We start from the raw sequence: 26,649 nt of genomic DNA, 5'->3' as shown, positions 1-26,649 counted from the left end.
AAGAGCCGTTGAAACTGACGCTGAACCTGCCGATGTGGCAGAAAGGTGAAACGGTTTCTTATTACCTGGACGACAAGAAACGTCAGCCGCAGCTGGAGGAACTGAAAATCAAGAATCCGTCCGAAGTGAAAGTGGTGATTCAGCCGGAAGGCGGTATTGTCTTGACGAAATAACCCGAGGGAGATTGCAAAGAGAAAAGCGTGATTTTTTAGCCGAAATCACGCTTTTCTCTTTTTAATTTATAACTTTGCAACCTAACTCTTTTGAATTATGGAGAATAACAAGCTTTTCATTTACAATACACTGACCCGCAAGAAGGAACTTTTCGTGCCTTTGCATGCTCCTCATGTGGGCATGTATGTGTGTGGTCCTACCGTATACGGTGACGGACATCTGGGACATGCGCGTCCCGCCATTACGTTTGATATCTTGTTCCGCTACCTGAAGCATCTGGGCTACAAGGTGCGTTACGTGCGTAACATTACCGATGTGGGCCATCTGGAACACGATGCCGACGACGGAGAAGACAAGATTGCCAAGAAGGCCCGTCTGGAACAGCTGGAGCCGATGGAAGTGGTGCAGTATTATCTGTTGCGTTACCACAAGGCTATGGAAGCCCTGAACGTGTTGCCGCCCAGCATCGAGCCGCATGCGTCCGGACACATCATCGAACAGATTCAGCTGGTACAGGAAATCCTGAAAAACGGATATGCGTACGAAAGCAAGGGGTCAGTTTATTTCGATGTGGCCAAGTATAACAAAGACCATCATTACGGCGTATTGTCAGGTCGTAACTTGGACGATGTGCTCAACACCACCCGTGAACTCGACGGACAGGAAGAGAAACACAACCCGGCCGACTTCGCCTTGTGGAAATGCGCACAGCCTGAACACATCATGCGCTGGCCGTCACCTTGGAGCAACGGTTTCCCGGGCTGGCACTGTGAATGTACGGCCATGGGACGGAAGTACCTGGGTGAAACCTTCGATATTCACGGAGGAGGCATGGACCTGATTTTCCCGCATCATGAATGTGAGATTGCACAGGCGGTTGCTTCTGAAGGTCATCAGATGGTACGCTACTGGATGCACAACAACATGATTACCATCAACGGACAGAAGATGGGTAAGTCGTTGGGCAACTTCATCACTTTGGATGAGTTCTTCACCGGTTCCAACAAGCTGCTGACACAGGCTTATACACCGATGACCATTCGTTTCTTCATTCTGCAAGCACACTACCGCAGTACAGTAGACTTCAGTAACGAAGCATTGCAGGCTGCTGAAAAGGGACTGGAGCGTCTGCTGGAAGGTGTGAAGAACTTGGAACGTATCACTCCGTCGAAGACCACTTCGGGCATTGAACCGCAGGGCTTGCGCGAGAAGTGCTATGAAGCCATGAACGACGATTTGAATACACCGATTGTCATTTCACATCTGTTTGATGCTACCCGCATGATCAATACGGTCATCGACAAGAAGGCGACCATCAGTGCCGAAGACTTGGAAGAACTGAAGAGCGTATTCCAGTTGTTCGTGTTCGACATTTTGGGACTGAAGGCGGAAGCCGAAAACAATGCAGCCCGTGAAGAAGCCTACGGAAAAGTGGTCGACATGCTGTTGGAACAGCGTATGCAGGCCAAAGCCAACAAAGACTGGGCTACCAGCGACAAGATTCGCGACAACCTGGCTGCACTGGGCTTTGAGGTGAAGGATACCAAAGACGGATTCACCTGGAAGCTGAATAAGTAACGGAGATTTTGAAAACTACATGATAGGAAGAAGGGGTATCGGCGTGTGTGCCGGTACCCCTTTCTGTTTATTTTAGGCTGTTTTTTCAGTTCTTTCAAAACGCAAGTACATTTGTCACAAAACGCACTTGCGTTTTCCTTCAAACACAAGTTCGTTTTAGGTAAAACGTCCTTGCGTTTCAGTTGAAATGTACTTGCGTTTTGGTTCAAACGTAAGTGCGTTTTCTGCGGGCAAAATAATCCGTGGAATTTCAACCGATTGTGTCCGAAAAAATGATATTTTTGAAGGTCAGAATATTAAAAGCGATTGTTTCTATGGGAAAAATAAGTCAGTTTGTGAAAGCGGGCCTCCTGTTGTTGGTCATGGCAGGATGCAGTTCCTCGGGAAACGGAGGAAAAGATGCGGAGATGGACCGTTTTGTCAGTGACCTGATGGGGCGGATGACCTTGCAGGAAAAACTGGGACAGTTAAATCTGCCGGCGGGAAACGACTTGGTATCGGGTGCGGTAAAGAACAGCCAGCTGGCGGAGGCTATTCGTGCCGGGGAGGTAGGTGGCTTCTTCAATGTGAAAGGAGTCGGCAAAATCTATCAGCTTCAGCGGATGGCGGTGGAGGAAAGCCGTCTGGGTATTCCGTTGATGGTGGGTGCCGATGTGATTCATGGGTATGAGACCATCTTCCCGATTCCGCTGGCGTTGTCGTGCAGCTGGGATACGGCGGCGGTAGAACGCATGGCGCGCATTTCTGCCACGGAAGCCAGTGCCGATGGGGTGAGCTGGACGTTCAGCCCGATGGTCGATATCTGCCGGGATGCCCGTTGGGGCCGTGTGGCGGAAGGAAGCGGGGAAGATCCGTACCTCGGTGCATTGATGGCAGGTGCGTATGTGCGCGGTTATCAGGGCGACGGCATGAAGCAGAACAATGAAATCATGGCTTGTGTGAAACATTTTGCACTTTATGGCGCGTCAGAGTCAGGACGTGATTACAATTCGGTAGATATGAGCCGCAACCGGATGTACAATGTGTATCTCCGTCCGTATAAGGGGGCGGTGGATGCCGGAGTGGGCTCAGTGATGAGCTCGTTCAATACCATCAACGGTGTGCCGGCTACAGCCGACAAGTGGCTGCTCACCGATTTGCTGCGGAACGAGTGGGGATTCAAGGGCTTCGTGGTGACGGACTACAATTCCATCGGAGAAATGAAAAGTCATGGAGTGGCCGATGTGCAGGAAGCTTCTGCCCGGGCCTTGAACGCGGGAACGGACATGGATATGGTGACTCATGGCTTTTTGCATACATTGGAAGCTTCGCTGAAGGCAAAGGCCGTGACGCAGGAACGCATTGATGAGGCTTGCCGCCGGATACTGGAGGCCAAGTATAAGTTGGGCTTGTTTGAGAATCCGTATAAATACTGTGATACGTTGCGGGCACAGAAGGAGCTGTTCACGGAGGCACACCGCAAGGCTGCCCGGGAGATTGCCACGGAAACCTTCGTCTTGCTGAAAAACGATGGCCAGTTGCTGCCTTTGCAGAAAAAAGGACGCATTGCGTTGATTGGTCCGCTGGCGGATGCGCAGAACAACATGTGCGGTACGTGGAGCATGAATTGTGCAACCGACCGGCATGTGACGATGTACGACGCGTTCCGTCGTGCCGTAGGTGACAGAGCGACGGTTGCGTATGCCAAAGGAAGTAATTTGTATTATGATGAGCAGATGGAGCAAGGAGCTGTGGGACCTCGTCCGTTAGTTCGTGGTAATGATAGCCAGTTGCGGGCGGAGGCATTGCGCGTAGCGGCTTCGGCCGATGTCATTGTGGCCGCATTAGGTGAGAGTGCCGAGATGAGTGGCGAATCTGCTTCACGTACGGAAATTCAGTTGCCGGATGCACAGCGGGATTTGCTGAAGGCGTTGGTGGCCACCGGAAAACCCGTCGTGCTGGCATTGTTTACCGGGCGTCCGTTGGATTTGTGCTGGGAGTCTGCGCATGTGCCGGCCATTCTGAATGTGTGGTTTGCCGGCAGTGAGGCAGGCGATGCCATTGCCGATGTGGTATTTGGGGATGTATCGCCTTCCGGAAAACTGACCACCAGTTTCCCGCGTGCCGTAGGGCAGTTGCCGCTGTATTACAATCACCTGAATACCGGGCGTCCGGATGCGGACGACACCTCTTTTAACCGTTATACCAGCAATTACATCGACCAAAGCAACGAGCCGTTGTATCCGTTCGGCTATGGCTTGAGCTATACTACGTTTACTTACGGAACGCTGAAGTTGAATGCGGAACGGCTCCCGAAAGGCGGGCAGCTTAAGGTGACGGTACCGGTGACGAATACAGGCAAATATGACGGAGTGGAGATTGTACAGCTGTACCTGCACGACGTGTATGCTGAAATAGCCCGTCCGGTGAAGGAACTGAAGGCTTTCCAGCGGATATTCCTCAAAAAGGGAGAAACCCGGAAGGTAGAATTCGTGCTGGATGACGAGGATTTGAAGTATTATAATTCCCGTCTGGAATATGGATATGAACCGGGCGAGTTTGAGGTGATGGTCGGTCCGGACAGCCGCAATGTGCAGCGGGGCACTTTCGTGGCAGAATAAGATAAAGGGTAAAAGGAAGAACGGCCCTTTCCTGGGTAAGTGATTGCCAGGGAAAGGGCCGTTCCTTATGTTATTCCAGCACGACGTTACGTACGTGCACGTCTGAGTGCTGTAGGAAAATGGAGGCTGATTCGCGGAACTTCTCTTCCGATTCTGTGGTCAGGAATTCCCGACGTTTGTTTTTCGAACAGCGGGCATTCATTTCCGGGTGGCGCGAGAGATAGTCTTTCAGGCTCTCGCTCACGTATTCTCCTTGGGTCACCAACTGAATGTGGGGCGGGGTAAACTGCCGTATCTTCCGTAGGAGCAGCGGGTAATGGGTGCATCCTAAAATCAGCGTATCGATATCCGGGTCTTTCTGCAGGATGGCATTGATGTATTCTTTCACGAAGTAGTCGGCTCCGTCTCCGTCGTACTCGTTGTTTTCTACCAACGGCACCCACATGGGGCAGGCCATTCCCGTCACCTGGATGTCAGGATAGATTTTTTTGATTTCCAGTGGATACGACTCCGAACGTACGGTACCGGCCGTGGCCAGCAAGCCCACGTGTCCGTTGCGTGTGATGTGGCCGATGCATTCCACTGTGGGGCGGATTACTCCCAATACGCGCCGGGTAGGGTCCAGGTGAGGCAGGTCGTTCTGCTGGATGCTGCGGAGGGCTTTCGCGGAAGCCGTATTGCAGGCCAGAATCACCAGCGGGCAACCCAGTTCGAACAGTTTCTTGACGGCTTGGAGTGTGAAGTCGTAGACTACCTCAAACGAACGGGTTCCGTAAGGCGTACGAGCATTGTCGCCCAAGTACAGATAGTCGTACTGCGGGAGTCGTTCGATGAACTTTCCAAGGATGGTGAGGCCTCCGTAGCCGGAATCAAAGACTCCGATAGGGCCGGTATGGGGAGCGGATAGTGGATGCATGGATAAAACGGTTGAAGTGATGGAAAAGAAAAATGTCATTCAGAGAAACCTTTCTCGTTTTCTCTGAATGACATGAGAAGTCAAGACGACAAAGAACCTTTGCTTACTGAGCCGGAGTAGCAGCAGGAGCGGCAGCCGGAGTAGCCGGAACGGCAGTCAGGCTGATGCCCAACTTGGTCTTGATTTCGTTGGTAATATCTTTTGACTGAGTTTCATCGATGTAAGGAATGTCCGTACGGTTCAGGTCGAACACGTAAGTATAAGCACCGGCTTTACCTACAGCTTTTACGGCATCTTCCAGTTTCTTGTAGATAGGTTCCATCATGTCAGCGTATGCTTTCTGCAACTGCTGCTGTGCATCCTGCTGGAACTGCATGCCCTTTTCGCTCAGGTCCTGCAATTCTTTCTGACGGCGTTCCTGAATGTTCTGCGGCAGGTTCTTCTGTTCCTGCTGGTATTCTGCATATTTCTTGTTGAATTCGTCAGAAGCACGTTTGATTTCATCTTCGTATTGTTTACTCATGGTCTGGATGTCAGTCTGTGCTTTTGCATATTCCGGCATTACCGGGATGATATCCATTGATTTGAAATGCGCAAATTTCTGTGCGAATACACTCATCGGCGCGATGAGCAAAAGTAAAAAAGCAATTTTTTTCAACATAATCTCAAGTTTCTATTTGTTATTAATTAATTCATTGTAAAAACGGTCTTTGTAATCCCCGGTTGCAAATGTATAAAATTAATTTGAATATCCCAGTTTTGCAAGAACCTCATTGCTGATATCGATGCGTGGAGAGGCAAAAATCATGCTTTGTGCTGAGGCACGGTCAATCACGGCATCATATCCACGCTGGGTGGCAATGTCCTTTACCGCATTGTAGATGGCATCCTGAATCGGAGCAATCAGTTCCTGACGTTTCTTCATCATTTCGCCTTCCGGCCCGAAATATTGCTTGCGGAGCTCTGCCGCTTCTTTTTCCTTGGCTACGATAGCTTCTTCCTTAGTGGTCTTTTGGGCAGCCGACAGCGTACCTGCTGTCTTCTGGTAATCTTCATACATCTTTTTAGCTTCATTGGCTTTAGCCTCAATCTGGCTTTGCCATTCCTTTGACAGTGACTCCATCTGTTGGTTGGCCTGTTGATAGGAAGGAATCTGCTTGAGGATGTACTCCATATCTACCAGTGCGAATTTCTGTGCTGAGGCCATGCCGATGGCGGCCACTAACAGCAAAACGGATAAAACGAGTCTCTTCATAATTCTTTGGTTTTTAAGTGTTAGAATTCTTGTCCGATGATAAAGTGGAACTGGCTTCCGCTGTATTGCATTGAACCGTCAATCTTGTCGAAACCGTATGCCCAGTCAATACCCATCATACCAATCATCGGCAGGAAGATACGGACACCGAATCCGGCAGAACGTTTCAACTTGAAGGGGTTGAAGTCGGTTACGTTGTTCCAGGCATTACCGGCTTCCACGAAGCCCAGTGCATAGATACTGGTGGAGTTCTCCAACATCAGCGGGTAACGGAGTTCGGCACCCAGACGGATGTAGGCATAACCTTCACTTCCGTACGGGGTCAGTGAACCGTTTTCATATCCACGGAGGGCAATGGTTTCGGATGCGTAGTTGTAGCTGTAACCCGTCATACCGTCACCTCCCACGTAGAAGGTTTCAAACGGTGAACGTTTGTACTTGTTGAAGTGACCGAGGATACCGAATTCTGTACGGGTCATGAGGACCGGACATTTCTGGATATCCATCAGGGCTGTATAAGTTTTGGCTTTGAATTTCCACTTGTGGTATTCAATCCACTTGTACATGCTGGCTGCATCGTGGTAGTTGTCTTTTCCGTAAGTAGAATAGTCCTTCTTGCTGAACAGAGAGTAAGGCGGAGTAATCTGCAAGGAAGCCGAGAATTCAGAACCGTAACGTGGGAAGATCGGGTTGTCCGAAGAGTTACGCGACAGGGTCAGGTTCAAGCTCAGGTTGTTGCAGTTACCGGTGTTCATATACTGTCCGTTGTTCAACTTGATGTAGAGGTAGCTCCAGTCTTTCAGCATGAATCGCTGGTAAGACAGTTCGGCCGACAAAGTAAAGTAGTCATCCGGCCAGCGCAGACGCTTACCCCATCCTACAGATACACCGAACATCTTGATAGACTTGTCGGGGTCGTAGTAAGATTCGTAGTTGTCGTAGTAGTTTCCGTAACCTCCGTAATAGCCGTATCCGCTCAACATGTTGTAGTAGTTGTTCATGTAGGCAGAGTTGTAGTACTGGCTGCTCACGTCGGTTTGTACGGAATAGAAGGCCGATACAGAGAAGGAGTTCGGTCGCTTGCCGCCAAACCACGGGTCGAAGAATGACACGCTGTATGACTGGTAGTAACGTCCGTTGGTCTGTCCACTGATGGTCAGGGTCTGTCCGTCACCCTGCGGCAGGATACCACGGTAATTGTTGTTCTTGCGGAACAGGTTGGCAAACGAGAAGTTCGTGAACTTCAAGCTCAACTTACCGATGATACCGGTCTGTCCCCAACCTGCGGAGAATTCCACCTGGTCGTTCGCCTTGGATTCCAGTCCCCAGTTGATGTCCACTGTACCGTCCTCGAAGTTCGGCTGTACATCCGGTTTGATGTTTTCCGGGTTGAAATGTCCCATCTGCGCAATTTCACGGTAGGAACGTTCCAAGGCTTCCTTACTGAAGAGGTCACCCGGCCGGGTACGCAACTCACGTCGTACGATGTTTTCATACAGACGGTCGTTACCGTTGATGCGCACGTGACTGATGCTGGCCTGCGGACCTTCGGTGATACGCATTTCCAAGTCGATAGAGTCACCGTCGATGTTCACTTCCACGGGGTCCAGACGATAGAACACATATCCACGGTTGTAGTAGTTGTTACCGATGGCATCTTCATCGTTTGAAATACGGTCGTTCAACAATTTTTGGTTGTACACGTCGCCGCTTTTCATACGGAGCTGTTCGTTCAACAAGTCGGAAGGATATACCGTATTACCCACCCACGTGATGTCGCGGAGGTAATATTTCTGTCCTTCGTAGATTTTCATGTATACGTCTACGGTCTTGTCGTCGTAAGGTGATACGCTGTCGGTGACGATTTGCGCGTCACGATAACCCAACTCGTTATATTTGTCGATGATTTTCTGCTTGTCTTCTTCGTAGCGTTCTTCAATGAACTTCTTCGCACGGAACAAGTTGATGAGCTTACCTTTTTCGTTGGTCTTCTTCATCACACGTTTCAACTTCTTGTCAGTGAGCACCTCGTTGCCGTCGATGGTAATTTTGTGTACCTTGACTTTGGCTTTCTTGTCGATGTTCACATCCACATATACTTGCTCCTTGTTTTCCGGGTCTTCCCGCTCGATGATGTTGACTTCCGCGTTCTTGAATCCCTTCTCGTCAAAGTGTTTCTTGATCAGAATCTTGGCACGGTCAATCAGGTTCGGTGTTACCTGTGTACCCTTGGCCATACCCAGTTTGGCCTGCAAATCCTCGCGTTCACTCTTCTTCACGCCGTGAATCACGATGTCGGTGATACGCGGGCGCTGTGTCAGCTGGATAGACAAGTAAATCTTGTTGTCTACAATCTTATCGGCTACGATTTTCACATCGGAGAACAAACCGTGTCGCCAGTATCTTTTTACGGCGGAAGTAATGTCGTCGCCCGGCACGGTAATGGTCTGTCCTACAGCCAAGCCGGAGATTCCTATCAGGACATAATCCTCATAGTTCTTCACACCGCTGACCTTGATGTCGGCGATTTCATATTTCTTCGGCGTTCCGTTGTAGAGGATAACCGGTTTGTTGCTTGGTTCAGTTGTAGTATTATTGTCTTGAGCCTGTCCCCCAACCGAAACAGAAGAGAGGCAAGCTGCAATCAGCAGGATAAGTGAAAAACGATTTTGCATTGTTCTCTGTTAAATTTGTTCACTGGTTTTGCCGAATCGGCGTTCTCTTTTTTGAAAGTCACAAATAGCCTTGCATAACTCTTCGGCCTTGAAGTCCGGCCAGAAAGTGTCGCAGAAATACAGTTCGGTGTAAGCACACTGCCAAAGCAGGTAGTTACTGAGTCGGATTTCGCCGCCTGTTCTGATCAACAAGTCTGGGTCGGGCATATAGTGGGTAGCCAGACATCGGTCGATGGTCTGGTCTGTAATTTCTTCTGGAACGAGTTTGCCTTCCTTCACTTCGCGGGCAATGGTTCTGACCGCTTCCGTGATTTCCCATTTGGAAGAATAACTCAATGCCAAGGTGAGACACATGCCTGTATTTTTTGATGTACGTTCGATACACCGATTCAGGCGGGCAAGTACGTTGTCCGGCAATTTCGTGGTATCCCCGATAATCCGGAAGCTGATATTGTTTTTCATGAAGGTCTCTTCCTCGATGGAGTCCATGAGCAGACTCATCAAGGCAGCTACTTCGTCTGCGGGTCGGTTCCAGTTTTCAGTGGAGAAGGTATAAAGAGTCAGATATTTCACTCCCAGGCGTGCCGCTTCTTCCGCAATGACATGTACGGTTTCAGCTCCCGCCTGATGTCCGAACGTGCGGACCTGTCCCCTTTGTTTAGCCCACCGTCCGTTTCCGTCCATGATGATGGCGATATGCGTCGGTATCCGGTTTTTATCCAGTTGGTCTTTATATAGCATAGTCTTTTATTTTCAAGGTTGATGGATTTACCATTTGGGGGTGAATCCCAGACGGTTGATGCGTCCACGGCTGATGTCTCCATTTTCCCATACAATCCAGATAAAGTTTCCTTTAGAGTTTCCTCCTTCCAGTTTGGGAGTCACGGCACATGAATAATTGCCGTGGTGTGTGGTGTATAGATTATTGAAATCGGATGGGAACGCCATGCATTCGGTCACCGGTCGCCAGCAAAGCCCGTTATCGATAGAACAGTAGAACTGACTGAAGGCTTCCACTTTCGGCTGGTTGCATGCACCTCCGAAGGCATATAATTTCCCGTCATAATAAATCATGGTTACATTCTGCAAGTTCGGCAATGGCAGATTCTGCATTCTTTCTTCCCATTGGTTGTCGGTTGACGTACGGCCAAAAACAAGAGCTGTCGTATCGTTGGCCGTAGTTCCCTGGTTGTAGCAGAGAGCTACTGTCGTAGTCAGATTGGTATTATAAGATGTAGTTACTGTATTGGCAAAGAATGGTTTTCCGGTCTGGAACTGTTCGAATGCATTGTCATCCGTTTTCCATGTGCCAGCTTTGTATACACCGCTTTTCCCGTCTTTTATCGCATACAGTTCCTCTTTGATGTCATTTCCTGCGATCAGCATATCGAAGGTTTCCGTACCTTCCAAGGTCACTGTCTCGTCCTCTGCGTTGAGTTTGTAAAGCTGTTTGCTGCTTGTTCCTGCTAAGAAATAAATGTTCCCAGCCCATTCAGTAGCTGAATATGTGTCGATATTTTCAGGTACATCAGTTGTTACCGGAGTCCAGGAAGTCGGATTGTCATTCGATACATTGGTGTATTCAATATGCGAATTGTTACCGTTTTTCCCGAAGACATACACTTTCCCGTTGGCATAAACTGCTTTTTGTTCGCTCAGTGTGCCGTTACTGAATGCATTGCTGAATTGTTTCCAGGCAAGGGTATCAGGAATTTGCTGGTGCACATTGACCTTTACTTTGTAGGCTTGTCCCATTGTACCATTGTAAGCAAGTACTTTGAATTCTACAGGAGTTTTTTGACAATCCGTGAAGTCAAGAGAGTCGGTAGATACCCATAATGTATCTTCTGTAGCTCCTTTGGGTCTATAAAATAAGATGCCTGTATCGTAAATGACATTGGTGATAACCTTGTCTATATGAGTTCCATACGGCAGTGAGTCTTTATTCTCTATTTCTCTTGTCATTTGGTTGATGGTGAATGGATAATCAGAACAGTCGAGAGTATCTACGTATGCACTGTCCTGTCCATTTTGGTCTTTACCGATGCGGTCAATGTTCAATGTCCCCAGTGAAAACCCCGTGATACTGGTTTCGGAAGTATAGGTAATTTGTTCCACATCATTGTTCAAACACGATGTCATTATGGATGTTGCGGCAAAGAGTGCTACAACCAATGGCAAAAACTTTATTTTCATCTGCAAATGAGTTCTTTTAATTACAAGTTGCAAAAGTAGAAAGTTTTTCTTCGATTCCTCTCTTTTAGGGGAAGTTTTATATAAAATTATATTGTTATCCGCTCTTTATCAAGCTCTGTTTCATATTGTCCTGTTTTGTTAATATTGAAAAAAACGGTTGGGATATTGCCTGCTGGAGGATTCATGTGAAGAGAGGGAGTCTATAAATAAAGTCTGTTTCTGATTGTAAATCGATATTGTCCTATATAAAACAATTTTGTACAATTCATTTCAAGGAAGAACGGATAATTTTGCAAATAGTTAAAACAAAGATGATGTATAGCCTAAGAAAATTTAATCAATGGAAAGCATACATGTGTTTGGTATGCATGTTTTTAATCGGTGTGTCTGGAAAAGCGAGTGATGAATGGAGTTCCCCTAACGGAAAGATTGTGGTGAGTGCGACTCCTTCTGTAGATGGTTTTAAAGTATCTTATAAGAAAGGGAATGAAACCATTCCGGTGGTACATATAAATAATGTGGGACTTTGTTTCTCACAGGCGGATGCTGAGTTCGTTTATATGGATTCCTCTCCTGTGGTTTCGTTGAAGGAGGATTACACGATGGTGACAGGTAAGCGCCGCCATTGCATGAATCAGGGAAACCAGCAGGTGTTTCATTTCAAGAACGCTCAAAACGTACGACTTGATCTGGAGTTTCGGGTGTATGATGACGGCATTGCGTTTCGGTATGTGTTTCCTGAGTTGAAGGAAGAAATGAGCATTGCCGGAGAAAAAACTACTTTCCAGTTTCAGGACGGCATTACCCGCTGGACCCAGAAGTTGAGTCAGTCGTATGAAGACTTCTACTTGAAGAATAAAGGTCGTGTGGCTGATTATTCCAAGAACCAATGGGGATTTCCGGCTTTGTTTGAAGTCTCGGATGCCGTTTTTAGCCTTTTATCAGAGGCCAATATCATGCGAGGAAATTGTGGCTCCTGGCTGAACAATGTGGCCGGCGAGTCTGCCTATCAGGTGGAAATGTCGCAACCGACGAAGGTTTCTGGCAGATGGTGCTCTCCTTGGCGTGTAGCTATCATCGGTTCATTGGCCGATGTGGTGGAATCCACTCTGATTACGGATGTCAGTGAGCCTTGTCGCCTGACGGATGTGTCTTGGATTAAACCGGGAGTCGTTTCCTGGATTTACTGGGCTTATAACCACGGTTCCAACGACTATCAGATTGTGAAAAAATACATTGATTTTGCGGCCGATTTTCATCTGCCTTACATGTTGATTGATGCGGAATGGGATGAAATGGCAAATGGAGGCAATGTGGAAGATGCTTTACGCTATGCGAAAGAGAAACATGTTTCGCCTTTGTTGTGGTACAATTCTTCTACAGAATGGTGTCTGTATGGTCCTTTGTACCGTTTGAACAAACCAGAAGTGCGGCAGAAAGAATTTGCTTGGCTTGAATCGGCTGGAGTGAAGGGCATCAAGGTGGATTTCTTTACCCGTGACAGTGTGTCGGTGATGAACTATTTTATCGATATCCTGGAAGATGCGGCTAAATATCATCTAATGGTGAATTTTCACGGAGCGACAATTCCTCGTGGCTGGCAGCGTACGTATCCTCACATGATGTCGGTAGAAGCAGTGTACGGAGCAGAATGGTATAATAATAAGGAGGTGCTGACGGATAGTGCTGCATGGCATAACTGTACGTTGCCCTTTACCCGGAACGTGATAGGGCCGATGGATTATACTCCTTGTACTTTCACTGATTCCCAGCATCCGCATATCACTTCCAACGGACATGAACTGGCCTTGCTGGTAGTCTTTGAATCTGCGTTGCAGCACTTGGCCGATCGTCCGGAAGGATATCATGCTCAACCGGCTGAGGTTCGTTCGTTCATTTCTTCTCTACCTACAGTATGGGAAGACACGAAATTGCTTGACGGTTATCCTTCCCACCATGTGGTCATGGCCCGGAAGAACGGAGATTGCTGGTATATTGGCGGACTGAACGGAACCAACGAATCCATGCCTCTTATCGTGGATTTAGGTTTTATCCACGAAAAAATCAAAGGAGTTACCTTGTATGCCGATGGCCAGAAGAGCAATCAGTTTGCTATCCGCAACCTCTCAGGTACGGAAAAGAGCGTGAAAGTGGATTGCCTTCCGCGAGGCGGATTTGTAATGACAGTGGAAGTGGAACCTTAAGTATAGGTTTTTCAGTATAGCCGGCGATACTCCTGAGGAGTTACGCCGGTTATTTTTTTGAACAGGCGGTTGAAATAAGAATAGTCGTCAAAAGCCAGTTGGAAGGCAATTTCCTTGACTGTCAGATCCTCCGTTACGAGAAGTAGCTGTGCTTTTTCTATTTTCTTTTGGTTGATATATTGCAGAGGGGTATTCCCCAGTTCTTTTTTGAACAGTCGGATAAAATGGTCTTTCGACAAGCAAGCTATTTCTGCTAATTTTTCAAGTTCAATGGTTTCATTGAGATGTTTGCGAATGTACATCACAGTTTTGGCAATCCGGTTGTCTTCCATTTCAATTTTGGGCTGTGCGTGTTTCAAAAAATGCGACAATAGTTGTAGTACGATACCTCTTGATTCTACCTTGTCGCAGAACGCTCTCTGCCGGTTTTTGAGTAGATTTCGCATCAGGGTCGGATTGTTGTCGTAGGTAGTCGGGTCAGATTTGGGTAACATCATGTGCGGATTGATCTCACATAAGCGCTGGAAAAGAGGCAGATCAAGTGGACTGGCTTCTATTTCTATGGGAAATTCCCAGCGTTCCAGCCAGTCATTTTCCGAGTAATGGTCCTCATAAATATGCAAGTAATAATGGACGAAATGTGAATGGCAGATATTGGTATGCACGGTAAATGCCGGGACAAAATACATATGATTGGGATATAAGGTGTGTATTCCGTCAGGAAGTTCGATTTGGGCAGTACCTTCCGTGACATAATATAGACGGGTAAACGGGCTGTTGACGTTTTTCCAGTTCCAGTCGGCATTGTGGATGGCCAGTCCTACATTCAAGACCAGCGGATGCAGTTGTTCTACTTGCAGATTCATAGGCTAAATTTTGGGGATAAATTTACAGTTTTATTTTTTCTCTTTGTAAAAGGACATCGAAATAAGTGTGAATAAAATAGGGGGAAAGAGGTATGAGGGTAGCGTTTTGTCGATATTGACCTATAAACTTACCATTTAATCCTATTCGTTTTTGTGGTTTCTCTGTACATTTGTTTTTAGAAAAACACTCTAATCAATCATGCTTATGAAAACAAAACTCATACTGGCTTCTTTATTTTTATCTGTAGTAGGCGGGCTGTCTGCCCAAACGTACCAGGTGCCGGTCTCGGAAAAGGACGAACCGATGATGAAAGGCAAATTCGAACCTACTTGGGCTTCGCTTGAAAGCAACTATCAGGTGCCGGAATGGTTCCGGAACGTGAAGTTTGGCATCTGGGCGCACTGGGGGCCCCAATGTGTGGAAGGTTCCGGCGACTGGATGGCCCGTTCCATGTATATTGAAGGTTCGAATGAATATAAATATCATGTGGAGCATTATGGTCACCCGTCAGAAGTAGGTTTCAAGGATATCATTCCGTTGTGGAAGGCGGAGAAATGGGACCCCGACAAGTTGGTGGCTTTCTACAAGAAAATCGGTGCCCAGTATTTCTTTGCTTTGGGTAATCACCATGACAATATGGACTTGTGGGACAGCAAGTACCAGCCTTGGAACTCGGTAAACATGGGACCGAAAAAAGACATTCTGGCCGGATGGGAGAAAGCTGCCCGAAAATACGGGTTGTATTTCGGCATCAGCTTCCATGCCGACCATGCGTGGAGCTGGTATGAACCCTCACAGCGTCATGATACGATTGGCCCGAAAAAAGGTATTCCTTATGATGGAAAGCTGACCAAGGCCGACGGGAAAGGTAAGTGGTGGGAAGGATACGACCCGCAGGATTTGTATGCACAGAATCATCCGCTAAGTGAAAACAGCTGGGATAATGGAATGATTCACCGTCAGTGGGCATGGGGAAACGGAGTATGTATGCCGACTCAGGAATATTGTACAAACTTCTATAACCGTACGGTAGACGCCATCAACCGTTACAATCCGGATTTGATTTATTTTGATGTGACGGTGGCTCCTTTCTATCCCATCAGTGATGCAGGATTGAAGATTGCCGCACATTTCTATAACCACAACATGGCTACACATCAGGGAAAACTGGAAGCAGTGATGTTTGGAAAGATTCTGGACGAGAACCAGCGGAAGGCGTTGGTATGGGATGTGGAACGTGGGGCACCCAATCAGATTATCGACCAGCCTTGGCAATCATGTTCTTGCATCGGCGGGTGGCATTACAATACGTCCATCTATGAGAAGAATGAATATAAATCGGCTGCTTACGTAGCCAAACTGTTGATTGATATCGTGAGCAAGAACGGCAATCTGTTGTTGAGCGTGCCGTTGCGGGCCGATGGAACTTTCGACGAGAAGGAAGAAAAAATCCTGAATGAATTTGGCGATTGGATGAACATTAACAAGGAAGCCATTTATGATACGCGTCCGTGGAAAGTGTTTGGTGAAGGACCAATTGCGGAAGAAGATATTCCGTTGAATGCGCAAGGCTTCAATGAAGGTTCCTATAGTCAGGCCGGAGCCAAGGAAATCCGGTTTACCCAGACACCGAAGGCTTTGTATGCCACTGTGCTGGCTTGGCCGGAAGATGGCAAAGTGAACATCAAGTCATTGGCTGCGGGCAGTAAGCTTTATGAGGAGGCTATTCAACGGGTAGAATTATTGGGATATGGAAAGGTCGACTTTACGCGTACGGTCGAAGGTTTGCAGGTGGTGCTTCCGGCACAGCCGTTGAACCAGATTGCTCCGGTACTGAAAATTATGAAATGATAAAATGGAAGGATATAGAGTAAAAGAATATGGAATACCTGTTAAACGTTACTGCCAGACTCTGGATTTGAAGAACAATCCGGAACTCATAGCGGAATACCGAAAAATACACAGTCGTGAAGAGGCTTGGCCGGAGATTCGGGAAGGTATCCGATCGGTAGGGATTCTGGAGATGGAGATTTACATCATCGGCAGCCGTTTGTTCATGATTGTAGAAACGCCGCTGGACTTTGACTGGGGTACCGCGATGAAACGTCTGGCCCAATTGCCTCGCCAGACCGAATGGGAAGACTATGTGGGCCGTTTTCAGGAATGTGTGCCGGGCAGTAGTTCTGCTGAAAAATGGCGGTTGATGGAACGAATGTTTTATTTGTATGAATCTTAAATAAAATAACTATGCAATACCATGAAATTGGAAAAACGGGGATGAAAGTTTCTTCCCTTAGTTTCGGAGCTTCTTCTTTAGGAGGAGTGTTCCATGACATTAAAGAAAAAGAAGCCTTGGAGGCAGTGTTTACAGCAATCGATTTGGGGATGAATTTTATTGATGTGTCACCTTATTACGGACACTACAAGGCAGAGACTGTGCTTGGAAAGGCGTTGAAGGATATTCCACGTGACAAGTATTATCTTTCCACCAAGGTAGGACGTTATGGAAAAGATGGCGTGAATACGTGGGATTATTCTGGTAAACGGGCCACGGAGAGTGTGTACGAAAGTATGGAACGTCTGCATATTGATTACATCGATTTGATTAACGTCCATGATATCGAGTTTGCCGATTTGAATCAGGTGGTAAATGAAACCCTGCCGGCCTTGGTGGAATTGAGAGAAAAAGGGGTGGTAGGTCATGTAGGTATCACCGACCTGCAGCTGGAGAACCTGAAATGGGTGATAGACCATTCTCCGGCCGGTACGGTGGAATCGGTGCTGAACTTCTGCCATCACTGCCTGTGCGACGACAAGTTGGTTGATTTTCTGGATTACTTTGAATCGAAAGGTATCGGTGTGATTAATGCTTCTCCGTTATCTATGGGACTGTTGACAGAGAGAGGCGTACCGGCCTGGCATCCGGCACCTCAGCCGCTGGTAGAAGCTTGCCGGAAAGCAATGGAACATTGCAAGGCTAAAAATTATCCGATTGAGAAGTTGGCCATGCAGTATGCGGTCAGCAATCCGCGGATTGCCACTACGTTGTTCAGTACGGCCAATCCGCAGAATGTGAAGAAGAATGTAGCATATATCGAGGAGCCGATGGATGAAGAACTGGTACGTGAAGTTCGTGAAATCATTGGTGACCAGTTCCGTGTGAGCTGGGCTAACTCATAATGAGGAGGAAGTTGTATATGGGGTTGATCATAGATGCACATTCTCACTTGTGGTTGAAGCAGGATACGGTGGTCGATGGGCTGCCTATCCGTACCTTGGAGAATGGGCGGTCATTGTTTATGGGGGAAGTGCGTCAGATGCTTCCCCCGTTTATGACCGACGGAGTGAACAGTGCCGAGGTATTCCTGTCGAACATGAATTATGCGCAGGTGGCTGCGGCAGTGGTGACACAGGAATTCATCGACGGTTTTCAGAATGACTATCTGGCAGAGGTGGCTGCCCGCTATCCTGACCGTTTCTTTGTATGCGGTATGTGCGAGTTTCGTAAACCGGGATACTTGGAGCAGGCGCGCCAGCTTATTGCCCGCGGGTTTCGGGGTATCAAAATACCGGCCCAGCGGCTGTTGCTCAAAGAAGGTCGTGTGTGGCTGAACTGTGAGGAAATGATGCAGATGTTCCATCTGATGGAACAAAATGGCGTGCTGTTGTCCATTGATATGGCCGACGGGGCTACGCAGGTGGGTGAGTTGGAAGAGGTGATTCAGGAGTGTCCCAACCTGAAAATTGCCATCGGGCATTTCGGGATGGTGACCACTCCTGGTTGGACAGAGCAAATCAAGCTGGCACGCCACCCGAATGTACGTATCGAATCGGGAGGCATTACCTGGTTGTTCAATGACGAATTTTATCCCTTCAAGGGGGCTATAAGGGCCATTCAGAAGGCAGCCGATTTGGTGGGTTTCGAAAAACTGATGTGGGGCTCGGACTATCCGCGTACGATTACGGCCATCACGTATCGGATGTCGTACGATTTTGTGAGCAAGTCGCAGGAACTGACAGACGAGGAGAAAGCCCTGTTCCTTGGAGAGAATGCCCGTCGTTTTTACGGCTTCCATGATTTGCCGGAGCTTCCTTATATCAAGAATATGTCTGAATAAGCGAAAATCAGGATACGATGAAAAACAAGAGTTATACACTTCCGCTGGCGCTGGTGTTTAGTCTGTTCTTTTTGTGGGCCATTAGCAGCAACTTGTTGCCTACCATGATCCGGCAGCTGATGAAGACCTGTGAGCTGAATACCTTTGAAGCCTCTTTTACGGAAACGGCCTATTGGCTGGCTTATTTTATTTTCCCGATACCGATTGCCATGTTCATGAAGCGTTACAGCTACAAGGCTGGCATTGTGTTCGGACTGTTTTTAGCAGCTGTGGGAGGATTGTTGTTCTTTCCGGCAGCCATGTTGAAAGAATATTGGGCGTATCTGTGCATCTTCTTCATTATTGCCACCGGAATGTGTTTTCTGGAGACGGCGGCCAATCCGTATGTCACAGCTTTGGGTGAGGCAGCCACTGCCCCCCGGCGCTTGAACTTGGCACAATCGTTCAACGGGCTGGGGGCCTTTATCTCGGCCATGTTTTTGAGCAAGCTGGTTTTGAGCGGTACTCATTATACGCGTGAAACATTGCCCGCGGATTATCCGGGCGGATGGGATGCCTATATCCAGTTTGAAACGGATGCCATGAAATCTCCTTATCTGGCACTGGCCGTATTGTTGTTGCTCATTGCTGTGGTCTTCCTTTGTGCCAAACTGCCGAAGATTGGCGACGAAGGACACCGGGAGGCCACCAAGGAGAAACTGATAGACTTCGGGGTGTGGAAGCGGTCGCATCTGCGGTGGGGCGTAATTGCTCAGTTTTTTTATAACGGTGGGCAAACGGCCATCAACAGCCTGTTCTTAGTATACTGCTGTACGTATGCAGGCATTTCGGAGACTGTGGCTACCACGTATTTCGGATTGTACATGCTGGCCTTCCTGATTGGACGATGGATTGGTACTGGACTGATGATTCGTTTCCGTCCGCAGGACATGTTGCTGGTGTATGCCTTGGTGAATGTCGTGCTTTGTCTGGTGGTGATTGTATGTGGCGGACGGACCGGGCTGTATGCCATGCTGGGTATTTCGTTCTTTATGTCCATCATGTATCCCACCCAGTTCTCGCTGGCGTTGAAAGGGTTGGGCGACCAGACCAAGAGCGGGGCCGCTTTTCTGGTGATGGCCATCGTGGGAAATGCCTGTCTGCCTCAGTTCACGGCTTATCTGATGCATATCAGTGAGGAGATGTATCACATTGCATATATCGTTCCGATGATTTGTTTCCTGTTCTGTGCCTATTACGGCTGGAAGGGTTACAAGGTGTTGGATTAAAATAGAAACGTAGAATTAAAAATAAGAAGAAAATGAAAGCTGTTCAAATTGCAGCTCCCCAGCAAATGGCAGTCGTGGAGATTGAAAAGCCTGAACTGCACGAAGGGGAGATACTGGTAAAGATTGAGTATGTAGGTTTTTGTGGTTCCGACTTGAATACATATCTTGGCCGGAACCCGATGGTGAAGATGCCGGTCATTCCGGGACATGAAGTCGGTGCCGTGATAGAAGCCGTAGGGGCAGGAGTACCCGACAGTTTCAAGAAGGGCATGAGTGTAACGCTGAATCCTTATACGAATTGCGGCAAGTGTGCTTCATGCCGGAACGGACGTGTCAACGCTTGCGAACATAACGAGACGCTCGGTGTGCAGCGTAAGGGAGTGATGTGTGAATATGCCGTACTGCCCTGGAACAAGGTGATTCCGGCAGAAGGAATCTCTGCTCGTGATTGTGCCCTGATTGAGCCGATGAGCGTAGGTTTCCACGCCGTGTCACGCGGACAGGTAGTCGACAACGAACTGGTGATGGTCATTGGTTGCGGAATGGTCGGTATGGGAGCCATCGTACGTGCGGCCTTGCGCGGCGCTACGGTAATTGCCGTTGATTTGGATGACGAGAAACTGGCCTTGGCCCGCAGAATGGGTGCCACGTACGTCATCAACTCACAGACAGAGAATGTACATGAACGGGTACAGGAATATTCCGGTGGTATGGGTGCTGATGTGGTGATAGAAGCCGTAGGCAGTCCGGCCACCTATGTGATGGCGGTTGATGAAGTGGGCTTTACCGGCCGCGTGGTATGCATTGGTTATGCCAAGAGCGGGGTAGAGTTTCAGACAAAATATTTCGTGCAGAAAGAGTTGGATATACGGGGTTCGCGTAACGCATTACCAGCCGATTTCCGTGCCGTGATTCATTATATGAAAACCGGCAACTGCCCGACGGAAGAACTTATCTCCCGCATCGTAGCTCCCGAAGGAGCTGCGGAAGCCATGGCTGAATGGGCTGCCCATCCGGGAAAAGTGTTCCGTATTCTGGTGAAATTCTGAGGCGAATTTTGAGGCTGAAAATAGCCTCTGGAAAAACGCCTTTGCGTTTTACTTCAAACGTCCTTGCGTTTGAGGTAAAACGTAAGGACGTTTTGGGGTAAACGCACTTACGTTTTAATCCAAACGCAAGTGCGTTTTTTTATGTCCGAATTTTGCCTATTTGTGGCAGAAATGTTGTATTTTTATCAGTAATTTTGACATTATTCTTTAAAACACTAAAATTAGTATGCAAATGAATATCAGAAAGACGGTTTTGATAGCTTGTTGCCTTTCTTCTCTGTCGGTATATGCACAGCATATCCCTACATTGGAAGAGGTAGTAAACGGAGGACTGGTGGTTACTAAAGGAGGAAGTCAGGTAAACTGGCTTTCAGACGGAGGCAAGTATTCGAAGAAAGAAAAGAATCCGGCAGGAGGATACGACATCGTGGCATACGATGCCTCTGGCAAAGGAAAACGGGAAGTGTTGATACCGGCTTCCTCGTTTGTGAAACCGGGTACTTCCGATACGCTGTCGGTCAGAAGTTTCAGCTTTGACACTTCGCGTAAGCAGGTATTGGTCTATACGAATACGAAGCGGGTATGGCGCTACGATACACGCGGCGATTACTGGGTGCTCAATATGCAAACGAAACAGTTGCGTCAGTTGGGAAAGAATTTCCCGGAGAGCAGCCTGATGTTTGCCAAGTTCTCTCCCGACGGGACGCGGGTAGCCTACGTGAGCGGGAACAATATTTATGTGGAAAATGTGGCCGATGGGAAAATTACCCAGTTGACTCATGATGGCAGCAGTACGATTGTGAACGGAACCTTCGACTGGGTGTATGAGGAAGAATTCTTCTGCCGGGACGGCTTCCGCTGGAGTCCCGACGGCAAATACATCGCCTACTGGCAGAGCGATACGGAAGGTACAGGCTGGTTTGATATCATCAACAACGTCGATTCTTTGTATCCGAAAATTATCCGCTTCCCTTATCCGAAGGCTGGAACCACCAATTCAGCCGTGAAGGTGGGCTATGTGGCAGCTTCCGGAGGAAAAACTACTTGGATTGACCTGCCGGGCGATCCTCGTCAGAATTATATCATGCGGATGGAGTTTATTCCAGAAAGTAATGACTTGTTTATCCAGCAGATGAATCGTCCGCAAAATACGAACAAGGTATGGATTGCGACTATCGGAGGCGGTGCACCGAAAAACATTCTGACCGAGACGGATGCAGCTTGGGTGGAAACCAACGACCAGGTGACCTGGCTGAAACATAATACGTATTTTACCTGGCAAAGCGAACGGGACGGATGGCGTCATCTGTACCGGGTAAGCCGTGACGGAAAAGATATCCAACCCATCACGAAGGGCAATTTCGATTTGATTGAGCAGGTGGGCATGGACCTGAAGAAAGGACTGGTGTATTTCATTGCTTCACCGGATAACTATACTCAACGTTATTTGTATTCAGCTAATTTGTTTGGCAAAGGAGAGGTGAAACGTCTTTCTCCGTTGAACGAACAAGGCCAGCACCGATACAATATCTCTCCTGATGGGAAGTATGCCGTGCATACTTTCAGCAATGCCGTCACTCCTCCGCGGATAGAGATGGTGGCTTTGCCTTCGCATAAGACTTTGTCGGTTATTGAAGACAACAAGGAAGCGCTGGCACAATATCAGCAGCTGAAGTTGCGCCCGAAGGAATTTGTCAAGGCGCATTCCGGCAACTTGGTATTGGATGCCTTTATGATCAAGCCGGTAGATTTTGATCCGGCAAAGAAATATCCGGTCATCATCGACGTGTATGGCGAACCGGCTAGTTCTACGGTGCAGGATGTATGGCAGGGAGGCAATATGTGGCACCAGTTCCTGGCCAACCAGGGGTATATCGTCATCAGTATTGATAACCGCGGTGCCGCTGCCCCTCGTGGTAGGGAATGGCGGAAATGCATCTACGGTGAGGTGGGTACCTTTGCCTCACAGGATCAGGCACAGGGAATCCTTGATTTGGCCCGTCAGTATCCGTTTATCGATACCTCGCGTATCGGCATTACAGGTTGGAGCGGAGGAGGAAGCCAGACCCTCAATTGTATGTTCCGCTATCCGGATGTGTTCCGCACGGGGATTGCCATAGCTTTTGTTGCCGACCAGCGGTTGTACGACACCATTTACCAGGAACGCTACATGAACACACCCCAGGCCAATCCGGAAGGCTATCGTAAAGGCTCACCCATTTCGTATGTGGAAGGTTTGAAAGGGAACTTGCTGCTCATACACGGTACCGGTGACGATAACGTACACTACCAGAATTGTGAGATGCTGGTCAACGAGCTGGTGAAACACGGCAAGGTGTTCTATCAGCTGTCTTATCCGATGCGCTCGCATGCCATTAACGAACGGGAAGGCACCACGTATCACCTGCGGAAATCCATGACGGATTATTTCTTGAAGAATCTTCCGGCAGGCGGGAAATAAACAAGGAGGCTGGCTGTGTGCCAGCCTTTTTGTCTTAAGAATAATTCGTATTTTTGTGGATACAAGGAGTTTGAGGATTGAAGGAATGAGATGCGATATCGATGAAGTGGAACTGGCTATTGGCAGAGGGAAAAACCGTCAGGTAATTGGAAGGCGTATCTTAGAAAGATAACAGAACAAATGGGAGGATAGAATATGGTGGAGAACAATGGGAATATGGAAGCGAATGCAGATGCATTGGACCAGTCTGTACAGGGACTTTTTTCGCACTTGGAGTCCAGAATGTCACCCGAGAATATGAAGCGCATCGTGGCTGCATATCAGCTGGCAAAAGAAGCCCATAAAGGGCAGAAACGAAAAAGTGGGGAACCGTACATCATTCACCCTATAGCCGTGGCCCGCATTGTAGCCGAGGAGTTTGAACTGGGAGCCAATCCGATTATGGCGGCTTTTCTGCATGATGTGGTGGAAGATACCCCCTACACCTTGGATGACATCCGGGAACGGTTTGGCGACGATGTGGCTTTCTTGGTAGGCGTGGTCACCAAACAGAAGAAGGCAGAGTACGACCAGTCGCAGCAGATAGACAACTACCGGCAGATTCTGGCATCCGTGCGGTTTGATGTGCGGGCCATCTTAATCAAGCTGGCCGACCGCCTGCACAATATGCGTACTTTGGAAAGTATGCGGCCGGACAAACAGATGAAAATAGCTGGAGAAACGGATTATTTTTATGCCCCGTTGGCGAACCGTTTGGGCATGTATCATGTAAAGACCGAACTGGAGAATCTTTCTTTTCGCTTCCGCTGCCCGAGAGAATATTACCTGCTTGAAGGACTTATTGAAAAAGAAAAAGCAGCCAACGAGGATCGTATCAATAGCTTTTTGCGAAAGATGGAGGCTTTCTTGAAGGAAAATCATATTCAGGCAAGAACCGAGATACGTTATCGTATGCCTTATAATATCTGGCGGAAAATGAACAGTATGGAATGTGATTTCCAGCATGTGGACGGCAAACACTATGTACGTATCATTTACGAGGCTGCGGATGTGCAGGAAGAGAAGAAAATCAGTCTGCAAATCTATTCCGTATTGACCGATCATTTCAAGGAAAAGCCGGGCAGTGTATCCAATTACATCAACGCTCCCAAGGAAAACGGATACCAGAGCTTCCACCTGAAACTGTTGTGCGAGAACGGGAGCTGGGAGGAAATTCATATTTCCTCCGAGAGAATGGTTCGCAACTCCCGGTTGGGATGTGCGGCAGAACGTACTGAATCGAACCTGAAAGGATGGTTGGATAAGTTCAAGTCCGTGCTTCGGGATGTGGCTTATAACAGTGAAATGGACTACATGGACGGGGTGACGTCTTCTTTCTATAATGATGACATCATGGTGTTCACCACCGAAGGAAAGGGAATTATTCTTCCGAAAGGAGCGACTGCCCTCGATTTTGCCTATGAAATTGACGGTCAGATGGGGGATCAGGCGATGTATGCCAGAATCAACGGAAAACTGTCATCCGTAAAGACGGAACTGCATCGTGGCGATTGCGTGGAGATTGGGGTGGATGCCCAGTCCAAACCGGACAAGGATTGGCTGGAGTGTGTCAAGACTTACAAGGCGAAGCGGTATCTACGTCAGTTTTTTCACGATCAGCCGGTCTTGAAATACATTCGATGTGCCTGTTGTCATCCGTTGCCGGGCGATGAAGTGATTGGCTTTAAGGATGAAAACGGGAAGATTACGCTGCATACCCGGAACTGTGCGGCTGCTATCCGTCAGGCGTCTCGGCAAGGGGATTCCATCGTGGCTGTCAGCTTCGAAGCCGATAATCAGTTCTTGTATCCTGTGCGAATTCAGATTCGAGGAGTGGACCGGTATCATATTCTCAGCGATGTGGTGGAGTGCATCACAGATAAGTTGAGGCTTTCAATTGATTGCCTGCACACCGAAACAATAGACCGGATTGTGGAGTGTTATGTGGATTTTAAGGTGCATTCCAGAAACGAACTGGATAATGTCATCACTCTCATTGGCAGCATCGAGGGTGTAGATGAGGCTTATGGCATCAATATTGGATAAAAATAAGATGAGGTAGTCCATAGATAAAAGTGCGGAGAAAAACATATGGTTAAAATCAGGAAACTTACTTTAATTGTATGTTGTCATGTTAAAATATGACAATTCATTTGATGGATTAAAACGTATTCGTAATTTTGCGAACAACAAACAAAAGGAGGAATAGAAAGGATGAAAAAGAAGTATACAGAAGAACAGGAAAAGATAGCCCGCTTTGCTAAGGCAATGGGGCATCCGGCACGCATAGCCATACTTCAGTTTCTGGCCTCTCAGGAGTGTTGCTTTTTCGGTGATATTCATGAGGAACTTCCCATTGCAAAGGCCACGGTATCGCAACATCTGAAAGAGTTGAAAGAGGCCGGACTTATCCAAGGTGAAATTGAGACGCCGAAAGTAAGATACTGCATTAACAAGGAAAACTGGGAAATTGCCCAAAATGTGTTTGCCAGTTTTTTTGGACAACCTATATGCAAGAAAGAGGGCTGCTGTGAGTAAGCCCTTTTTTTTGAAGGATAAGTTCGTAGTTTTGCGAATAACTAACAATTAAAATAGAAAGACATGAAAAAGATTTTATTCTTGCTTGCTGCATGCTTCACCTTTAGCGCCTGCAGCATGAACGCAAAGAACGGAACGGAAGCACAGACGCAAAAAGAAGTGACAGTAAAAGACCATGTGGAAGTATTGTATTTTCATGGGAAGCAGCGTTGTGCTACCTGTATGGCCATCGAAAGCAATACAAAAGCTGCGATAGAGGAGAGTTTTGCGGAACAGATCAAAAAAGGTGAGGTCGTATTTAAGGTAATAGACATCAGCAAGAAGGAGAATGAAAAGATAGCCGAGAAGTATGAGGTAACCTGGTCATCGCTGTTTGTCGTGAAATACAAGCACGGACAGGAAACAAGCAAGAACATGACCGAATTTGCTTTCGGAAATGCCCGCAAGTCGCCGGACGTATTCAAGGCTGGGGTGGTCAAGGCTGTCAATGAAATGCTGAAATAACGGAGAAGGTTATGGACTGGTTACAGACATTGCTGGATAACAGCTCCACTCCCGTACTGACGGCGTTTCTGCTCGGACTGCTGACCGCTCTGTCACCTTGTCCGCTGGCAACGAACATCGCAGCCATTGGATTTATCGGAAAAGACATTGAAAACAGAAAGCGCGTTTTCCGGAACGGCCTGCTCTATACGCTGGGGCGTATCCTTT

The 26,649-nt window shown here is 47.8% G+C and carries 20 protein-coding genes and 1 pseudogene; 14 read left to right on the top strand and 7 right to left on the bottom strand.

Annotated elements, in window-relative coordinates:
• Positions 1–270 precede the first annotated feature (270 nt).
• Both cysS and bglX read left to right on the top strand, forming a co-directional pair.
• Positions 271–1,752: a cysteine--tRNA ligase gene (cysS, locus tag RDP42_RS10385; RefSeq protein ID WP_308763623.1), complete on the top strand. Its 1,482-nt coding sequence runs from the start codon at positions 271–273 to the stop codon at positions 1,750–1,752.
• Between the two features lie 314 nt (positions 1,753–2,066).
• Entirely contained in the window at positions 2,067–4,352 is a 2,286-nt protein-coding gene (gene bglX / locus RDP42_RS10380) for a beta-glucosidase BglX (RefSeq protein ID WP_308763622.1), read from the top strand.
• A 70-nt stretch (positions 4,353–4,422) separates the two neighbouring features.
• Here bglX and murI read toward each other — a convergent pair whose 3' ends face one another.
• From murI to RDP42_RS10350, 6 genes are all read right to left on the bottom strand, one after another.
• Positions 4,423–5,268 carry a glutamate racemase gene (gene murI / locus RDP42_RS10375; RefSeq protein WP_308763621.1) on the bottom strand — a complete coding sequence of 282 codons (846 nt, stop codon included), beginning with the start codon at positions 5,266–5,268 and terminating at the stop codon, positions 4,423–4,425.
• A gap of 103 nt (positions 5,269–5,371) precedes the next feature.
• Positions 5,372–5,929, bottom strand: coding sequence for an OmpH family outer membrane protein (locus RDP42_RS10370; protein WP_204476108.1), 558 nt, complete (start codon positions 5,927–5,929; stop codon positions 5,372–5,374).
• A 78-nt stretch (positions 5,930–6,007) separates the two neighbouring features.
• Entirely contained in the window at positions 6,008–6,523 is a 516-nt protein-coding gene (locus RDP42_RS10365; protein ID WP_308763620.1) for an OmpH family outer membrane protein, read from the bottom strand.
• Between the two features lie 20 nt (positions 6,524–6,543).
• Positions 6,544–9,198, bottom strand: a complete 2,655-nt coding sequence (gene bamA / locus RDP42_RS10360) for an outer membrane protein assembly factor BamA (RefSeq protein WP_308763619.1) — start codon at positions 9,196–9,198, stop codon at positions 6,544–6,546.
• Between the two features lie 9 nt (positions 9,199–9,207).
• Positions 9,208–9,939: an isoprenyl transferase gene (locus tag RDP42_RS10355; RefSeq protein WP_308763618.1), complete on the bottom strand. Its 732-nt coding sequence runs from the start codon at positions 9,937–9,939 to the stop codon at positions 9,208–9,210.
• Between the two features lie 27 nt (positions 9,940–9,966).
• Entirely contained in the window at positions 9,967–11,394 is a 1,428-nt protein-coding gene (locus RDP42_RS10350; RefSeq protein WP_308763617.1) for a DUF6242 domain-containing protein, read from the bottom strand.
• 311 nt (positions 11,395–11,705) lie between these two features.
• Here RDP42_RS10350 and RDP42_RS10345 point away from each other — a divergent pair, with 311 nt between their 5' ends.
• A complete protein-coding gene (locus RDP42_RS10345) occupies positions 11,706–13,598 on the top strand; it encodes a glycoside hydrolase family 97 protein (RefSeq protein WP_308763616.1) in 1,893 nt (630 codons plus the stop codon).
• An 11-nt stretch (positions 13,599–13,609) separates the two neighbouring features.
• On the opposite strand, the gene RDP42_RS10340 is transcribed toward RDP42_RS10345, so the two are convergent.
• Entirely contained in the window at positions 13,610–14,464 is an 855-nt protein-coding gene (locus RDP42_RS10340; RefSeq protein WP_308763615.1) for an AraC family transcriptional regulator, read from the bottom strand.
• 205 nt (positions 14,465–14,669) lie between these two features.
• On the opposite strand from RDP42_RS10340, the gene RDP42_RS10335 reads away from it, so the two are divergent.
• The 11 genes and pseudogenes from RDP42_RS10335 to RDP42_RS10285 all read left to right on the top strand — a co-directional run.
• Positions 14,670–16,316 carry an alpha-L-fucosidase gene (locus RDP42_RS10335; protein ID WP_308763614.1) on the top strand — a complete coding sequence of 549 codons (1,647 nt, stop codon included), beginning with the start codon at positions 14,670–14,672 and terminating at the stop codon, positions 16,314–16,316.
• A gap of 4 nt (positions 16,317–16,320) precedes the next feature.
• Entirely contained in the window at positions 16,321–16,701 is a 381-nt protein-coding gene (locus RDP42_RS10330) for an L-rhamnose mutarotase (RefSeq protein WP_308763613.1), read from the top strand.
• A gap of 11 nt (positions 16,702–16,712) precedes the next feature.
• On the top strand, positions 16,713–17,645 hold the full coding sequence (locus tag RDP42_RS10325; protein WP_308763612.1) for an aldo/keto reductase: 933 nt from the start codon (positions 16,713–16,715) through the stop codon (positions 17,643–17,645).
• 17 nt (positions 17,646–17,662) lie between these two features.
• Positions 17,663–18,583 carry an amidohydrolase family protein gene (locus RDP42_RS10320; RefSeq protein WP_308763611.1) on the top strand — a complete coding sequence of 307 codons (921 nt, stop codon included), beginning with the start codon at positions 17,663–17,665 and terminating at the stop codon, positions 18,581–18,583.
• A 17-nt stretch (positions 18,584–18,600) separates the two neighbouring features.
• Positions 18,601–19,851, top strand: coding sequence for an L-fucose:H+ symporter permease (gene fucP / locus RDP42_RS10315; RefSeq protein ID WP_308763610.1), 1,251 nt, complete (start codon positions 18,601–18,603; stop codon positions 19,849–19,851).
• Between the two features lie 32 nt (positions 19,852–19,883).
• Positions 19,884–20,900, top strand: a complete 1,017-nt coding sequence (locus RDP42_RS10310) for a zinc-binding alcohol dehydrogenase family protein (protein WP_308763609.1) — start codon at positions 19,884–19,886, stop codon at positions 20,898–20,900.
• Positions 20,901–21,132: 232 nt separating this feature from the next.
• Positions 21,133–23,361, top strand: coding sequence for a S9 family peptidase (locus RDP42_RS10305; RefSeq protein ID WP_308763608.1), 2,229 nt, complete (start codon positions 21,133–21,135; stop codon positions 23,359–23,361).
• Between the two features lie 216 nt (positions 23,362–23,577).
• Complete coding sequence (locus RDP42_RS10300; protein WP_308763607.1) at positions 23,578–25,446, top strand: HD domain-containing protein; 1,869 nt, start codon at positions 23,578–23,580, stop codon at positions 25,444–25,446.
• A gap of 168 nt (positions 25,447–25,614) precedes the next feature.
• On the top strand, positions 25,615–25,938 hold the full coding sequence (locus tag RDP42_RS10295) for a metalloregulator ArsR/SmtB family transcription factor (RefSeq protein WP_308763606.1): 324 nt from the start codon (positions 25,615–25,617) through the stop codon (positions 25,936–25,938).
• A 63-nt stretch (positions 25,939–26,001) separates the two neighbouring features.
• Positions 26,002–26,442 carry a nitrophenyl compound nitroreductase subunit ArsF family protein gene (locus RDP42_RS10290; protein WP_308763605.1) on the top strand — a complete coding sequence of 147 codons (441 nt, stop codon included), beginning with the start codon at positions 26,002–26,004 and terminating at the stop codon, positions 26,440–26,442.
• A gap of 11 nt (positions 26,443–26,453) precedes the next feature.
• Positions 26,454–26,649: pseudogene (locus tag RDP42_RS10285) on the top strand (sulfite exporter TauE/SafE family protein); the annotation flags it as partial.

Source organism: uncultured Bacteroides sp., from assembly GCF_902472605.1.
Lineage (GTDB): Bacteria > Bacteroidota > Bacteroidia > Bacteroidales > Bacteroidaceae > Phocaeicola.
This window is presented reverse-complemented; position numbering and strand designations above follow the sequence as displayed.

Bases quoted from the DNA above. Each gene is read 5' to 3' on its own strand.
- RDP42_RS10335 (WP_308763614.1), top strand. From the start codon at position 14,670: ATGAAAACAAAACTCATACTGGCTTCTTTATTTTTATCTGTAGTAGGC.
- RDP42_RS10295 (WP_308763606.1), top strand. From the start codon at position 25,615: ATGAAAAAGAAGTATACAGAAGAACAGGAAAAGATAGCCCGCTTTGCT.
- RDP42_RS10320 (WP_308763611.1), top strand. From the start codon at position 17,663: ATGGGGTTGATCATAGATGCACATTCTCACTTGTGGTTGAAGCAGGAT.
- RDP42_RS10325 (WP_308763612.1), top strand. From the start codon at position 16,713: ATGCAATACCATGAAATTGGAAAAACGGGGATGAAAGTTTCTTCCCTT.
- RDP42_RS10305 (WP_308763608.1), top strand. From the start codon at position 21,133: ATGAATATCAGAAAGACGGTTTTGATAGCTTGTTGCCTTTCTTCTCTG.
- RDP42_RS10355 (WP_308763618.1), bottom strand. From the start codon at position 9,939: ATGCTATATAAAGACCAACTGGATAAAAACCGGATACCGACGCATATC.
- RDP42_RS10345 (WP_308763616.1), top strand. From the start codon at position 11,706: ATGATGTATAGCCTAAGAAAATTTAATCAATGGAAAGCATACATGTGT.
- RDP42_RS10340 (WP_308763615.1), bottom strand. From the start codon at position 14,464: ATGAATCTGCAAGTAGAACAACTGCATCCGCTGGTCTTGAATGTAGGA.
- RDP42_RS10330 (WP_308763613.1), top strand. From the start codon at position 16,321: ATGGAAGGATATAGAGTAAAAGAATATGGAATACCTGTTAAACGTTAC.
- RDP42_RS10370 (WP_204476108.1), bottom strand. From the start codon at position 5,929: ATGTTGAAAAAAATTGCTTTTTTACTTTTGCTCATCGCGCCGATGAGT.
- RDP42_RS10310 (WP_308763609.1), top strand. From the start codon at position 19,884: ATGAAAGCTGTTCAAATTGCAGCTCCCCAGCAAATGGCAGTCGTGGAG.
- fucP (WP_308763610.1), top strand. From the start codon at position 18,601: ATGAAAAACAAGAGTTATACACTTCCGCTGGCGCTGGTGTTTAGTCTG.
- cysS (WP_308763623.1), top strand. From the start codon at position 271: ATGGAGAATAACAAGCTTTTCATTTACAATACACTGACCCGCAAGAAG.
- RDP42_RS10350 (WP_308763617.1), bottom strand. From the start codon at position 11,394: ATGAAAATAAAGTTTTTGCCATTGGTTGTAGCACTCTTTGCCGCAACA.
- RDP42_RS10300 (WP_308763607.1), top strand. From the start codon at position 23,578: ATGGAAGCGAATGCAGATGCATTGGACCAGTCTGTACAGGGACTTTTT.
- RDP42_RS10365 (WP_308763620.1), bottom strand. From the start codon at position 6,523: ATGAAGAGACTCGTTTTATCCGTTTTGCTGTTAGTGGCCGCCATCGGC.
- bamA (WP_308763619.1), bottom strand. From the start codon at position 9,198: ATGCAAAATCGTTTTTCACTTATCCTGCTGATTGCAGCTTGCCTCTCT.
- murI (WP_308763621.1), bottom strand. From the start codon at position 5,268: ATGCATCCACTATCCGCTCCCCATACCGGCCCTATCGGAGTCTTTGAT.
- RDP42_RS10290 (WP_308763605.1), top strand. From the start codon at position 26,002: ATGAAAAAGATTTTATTCTTGCTTGCTGCATGCTTCACCTTTAGCGCC.
- bglX (WP_308763622.1), top strand. From the start codon at position 2,067: ATGGGAAAAATAAGTCAGTTTGTGAAAGCGGGCCTCCTGTTGTTGGTC.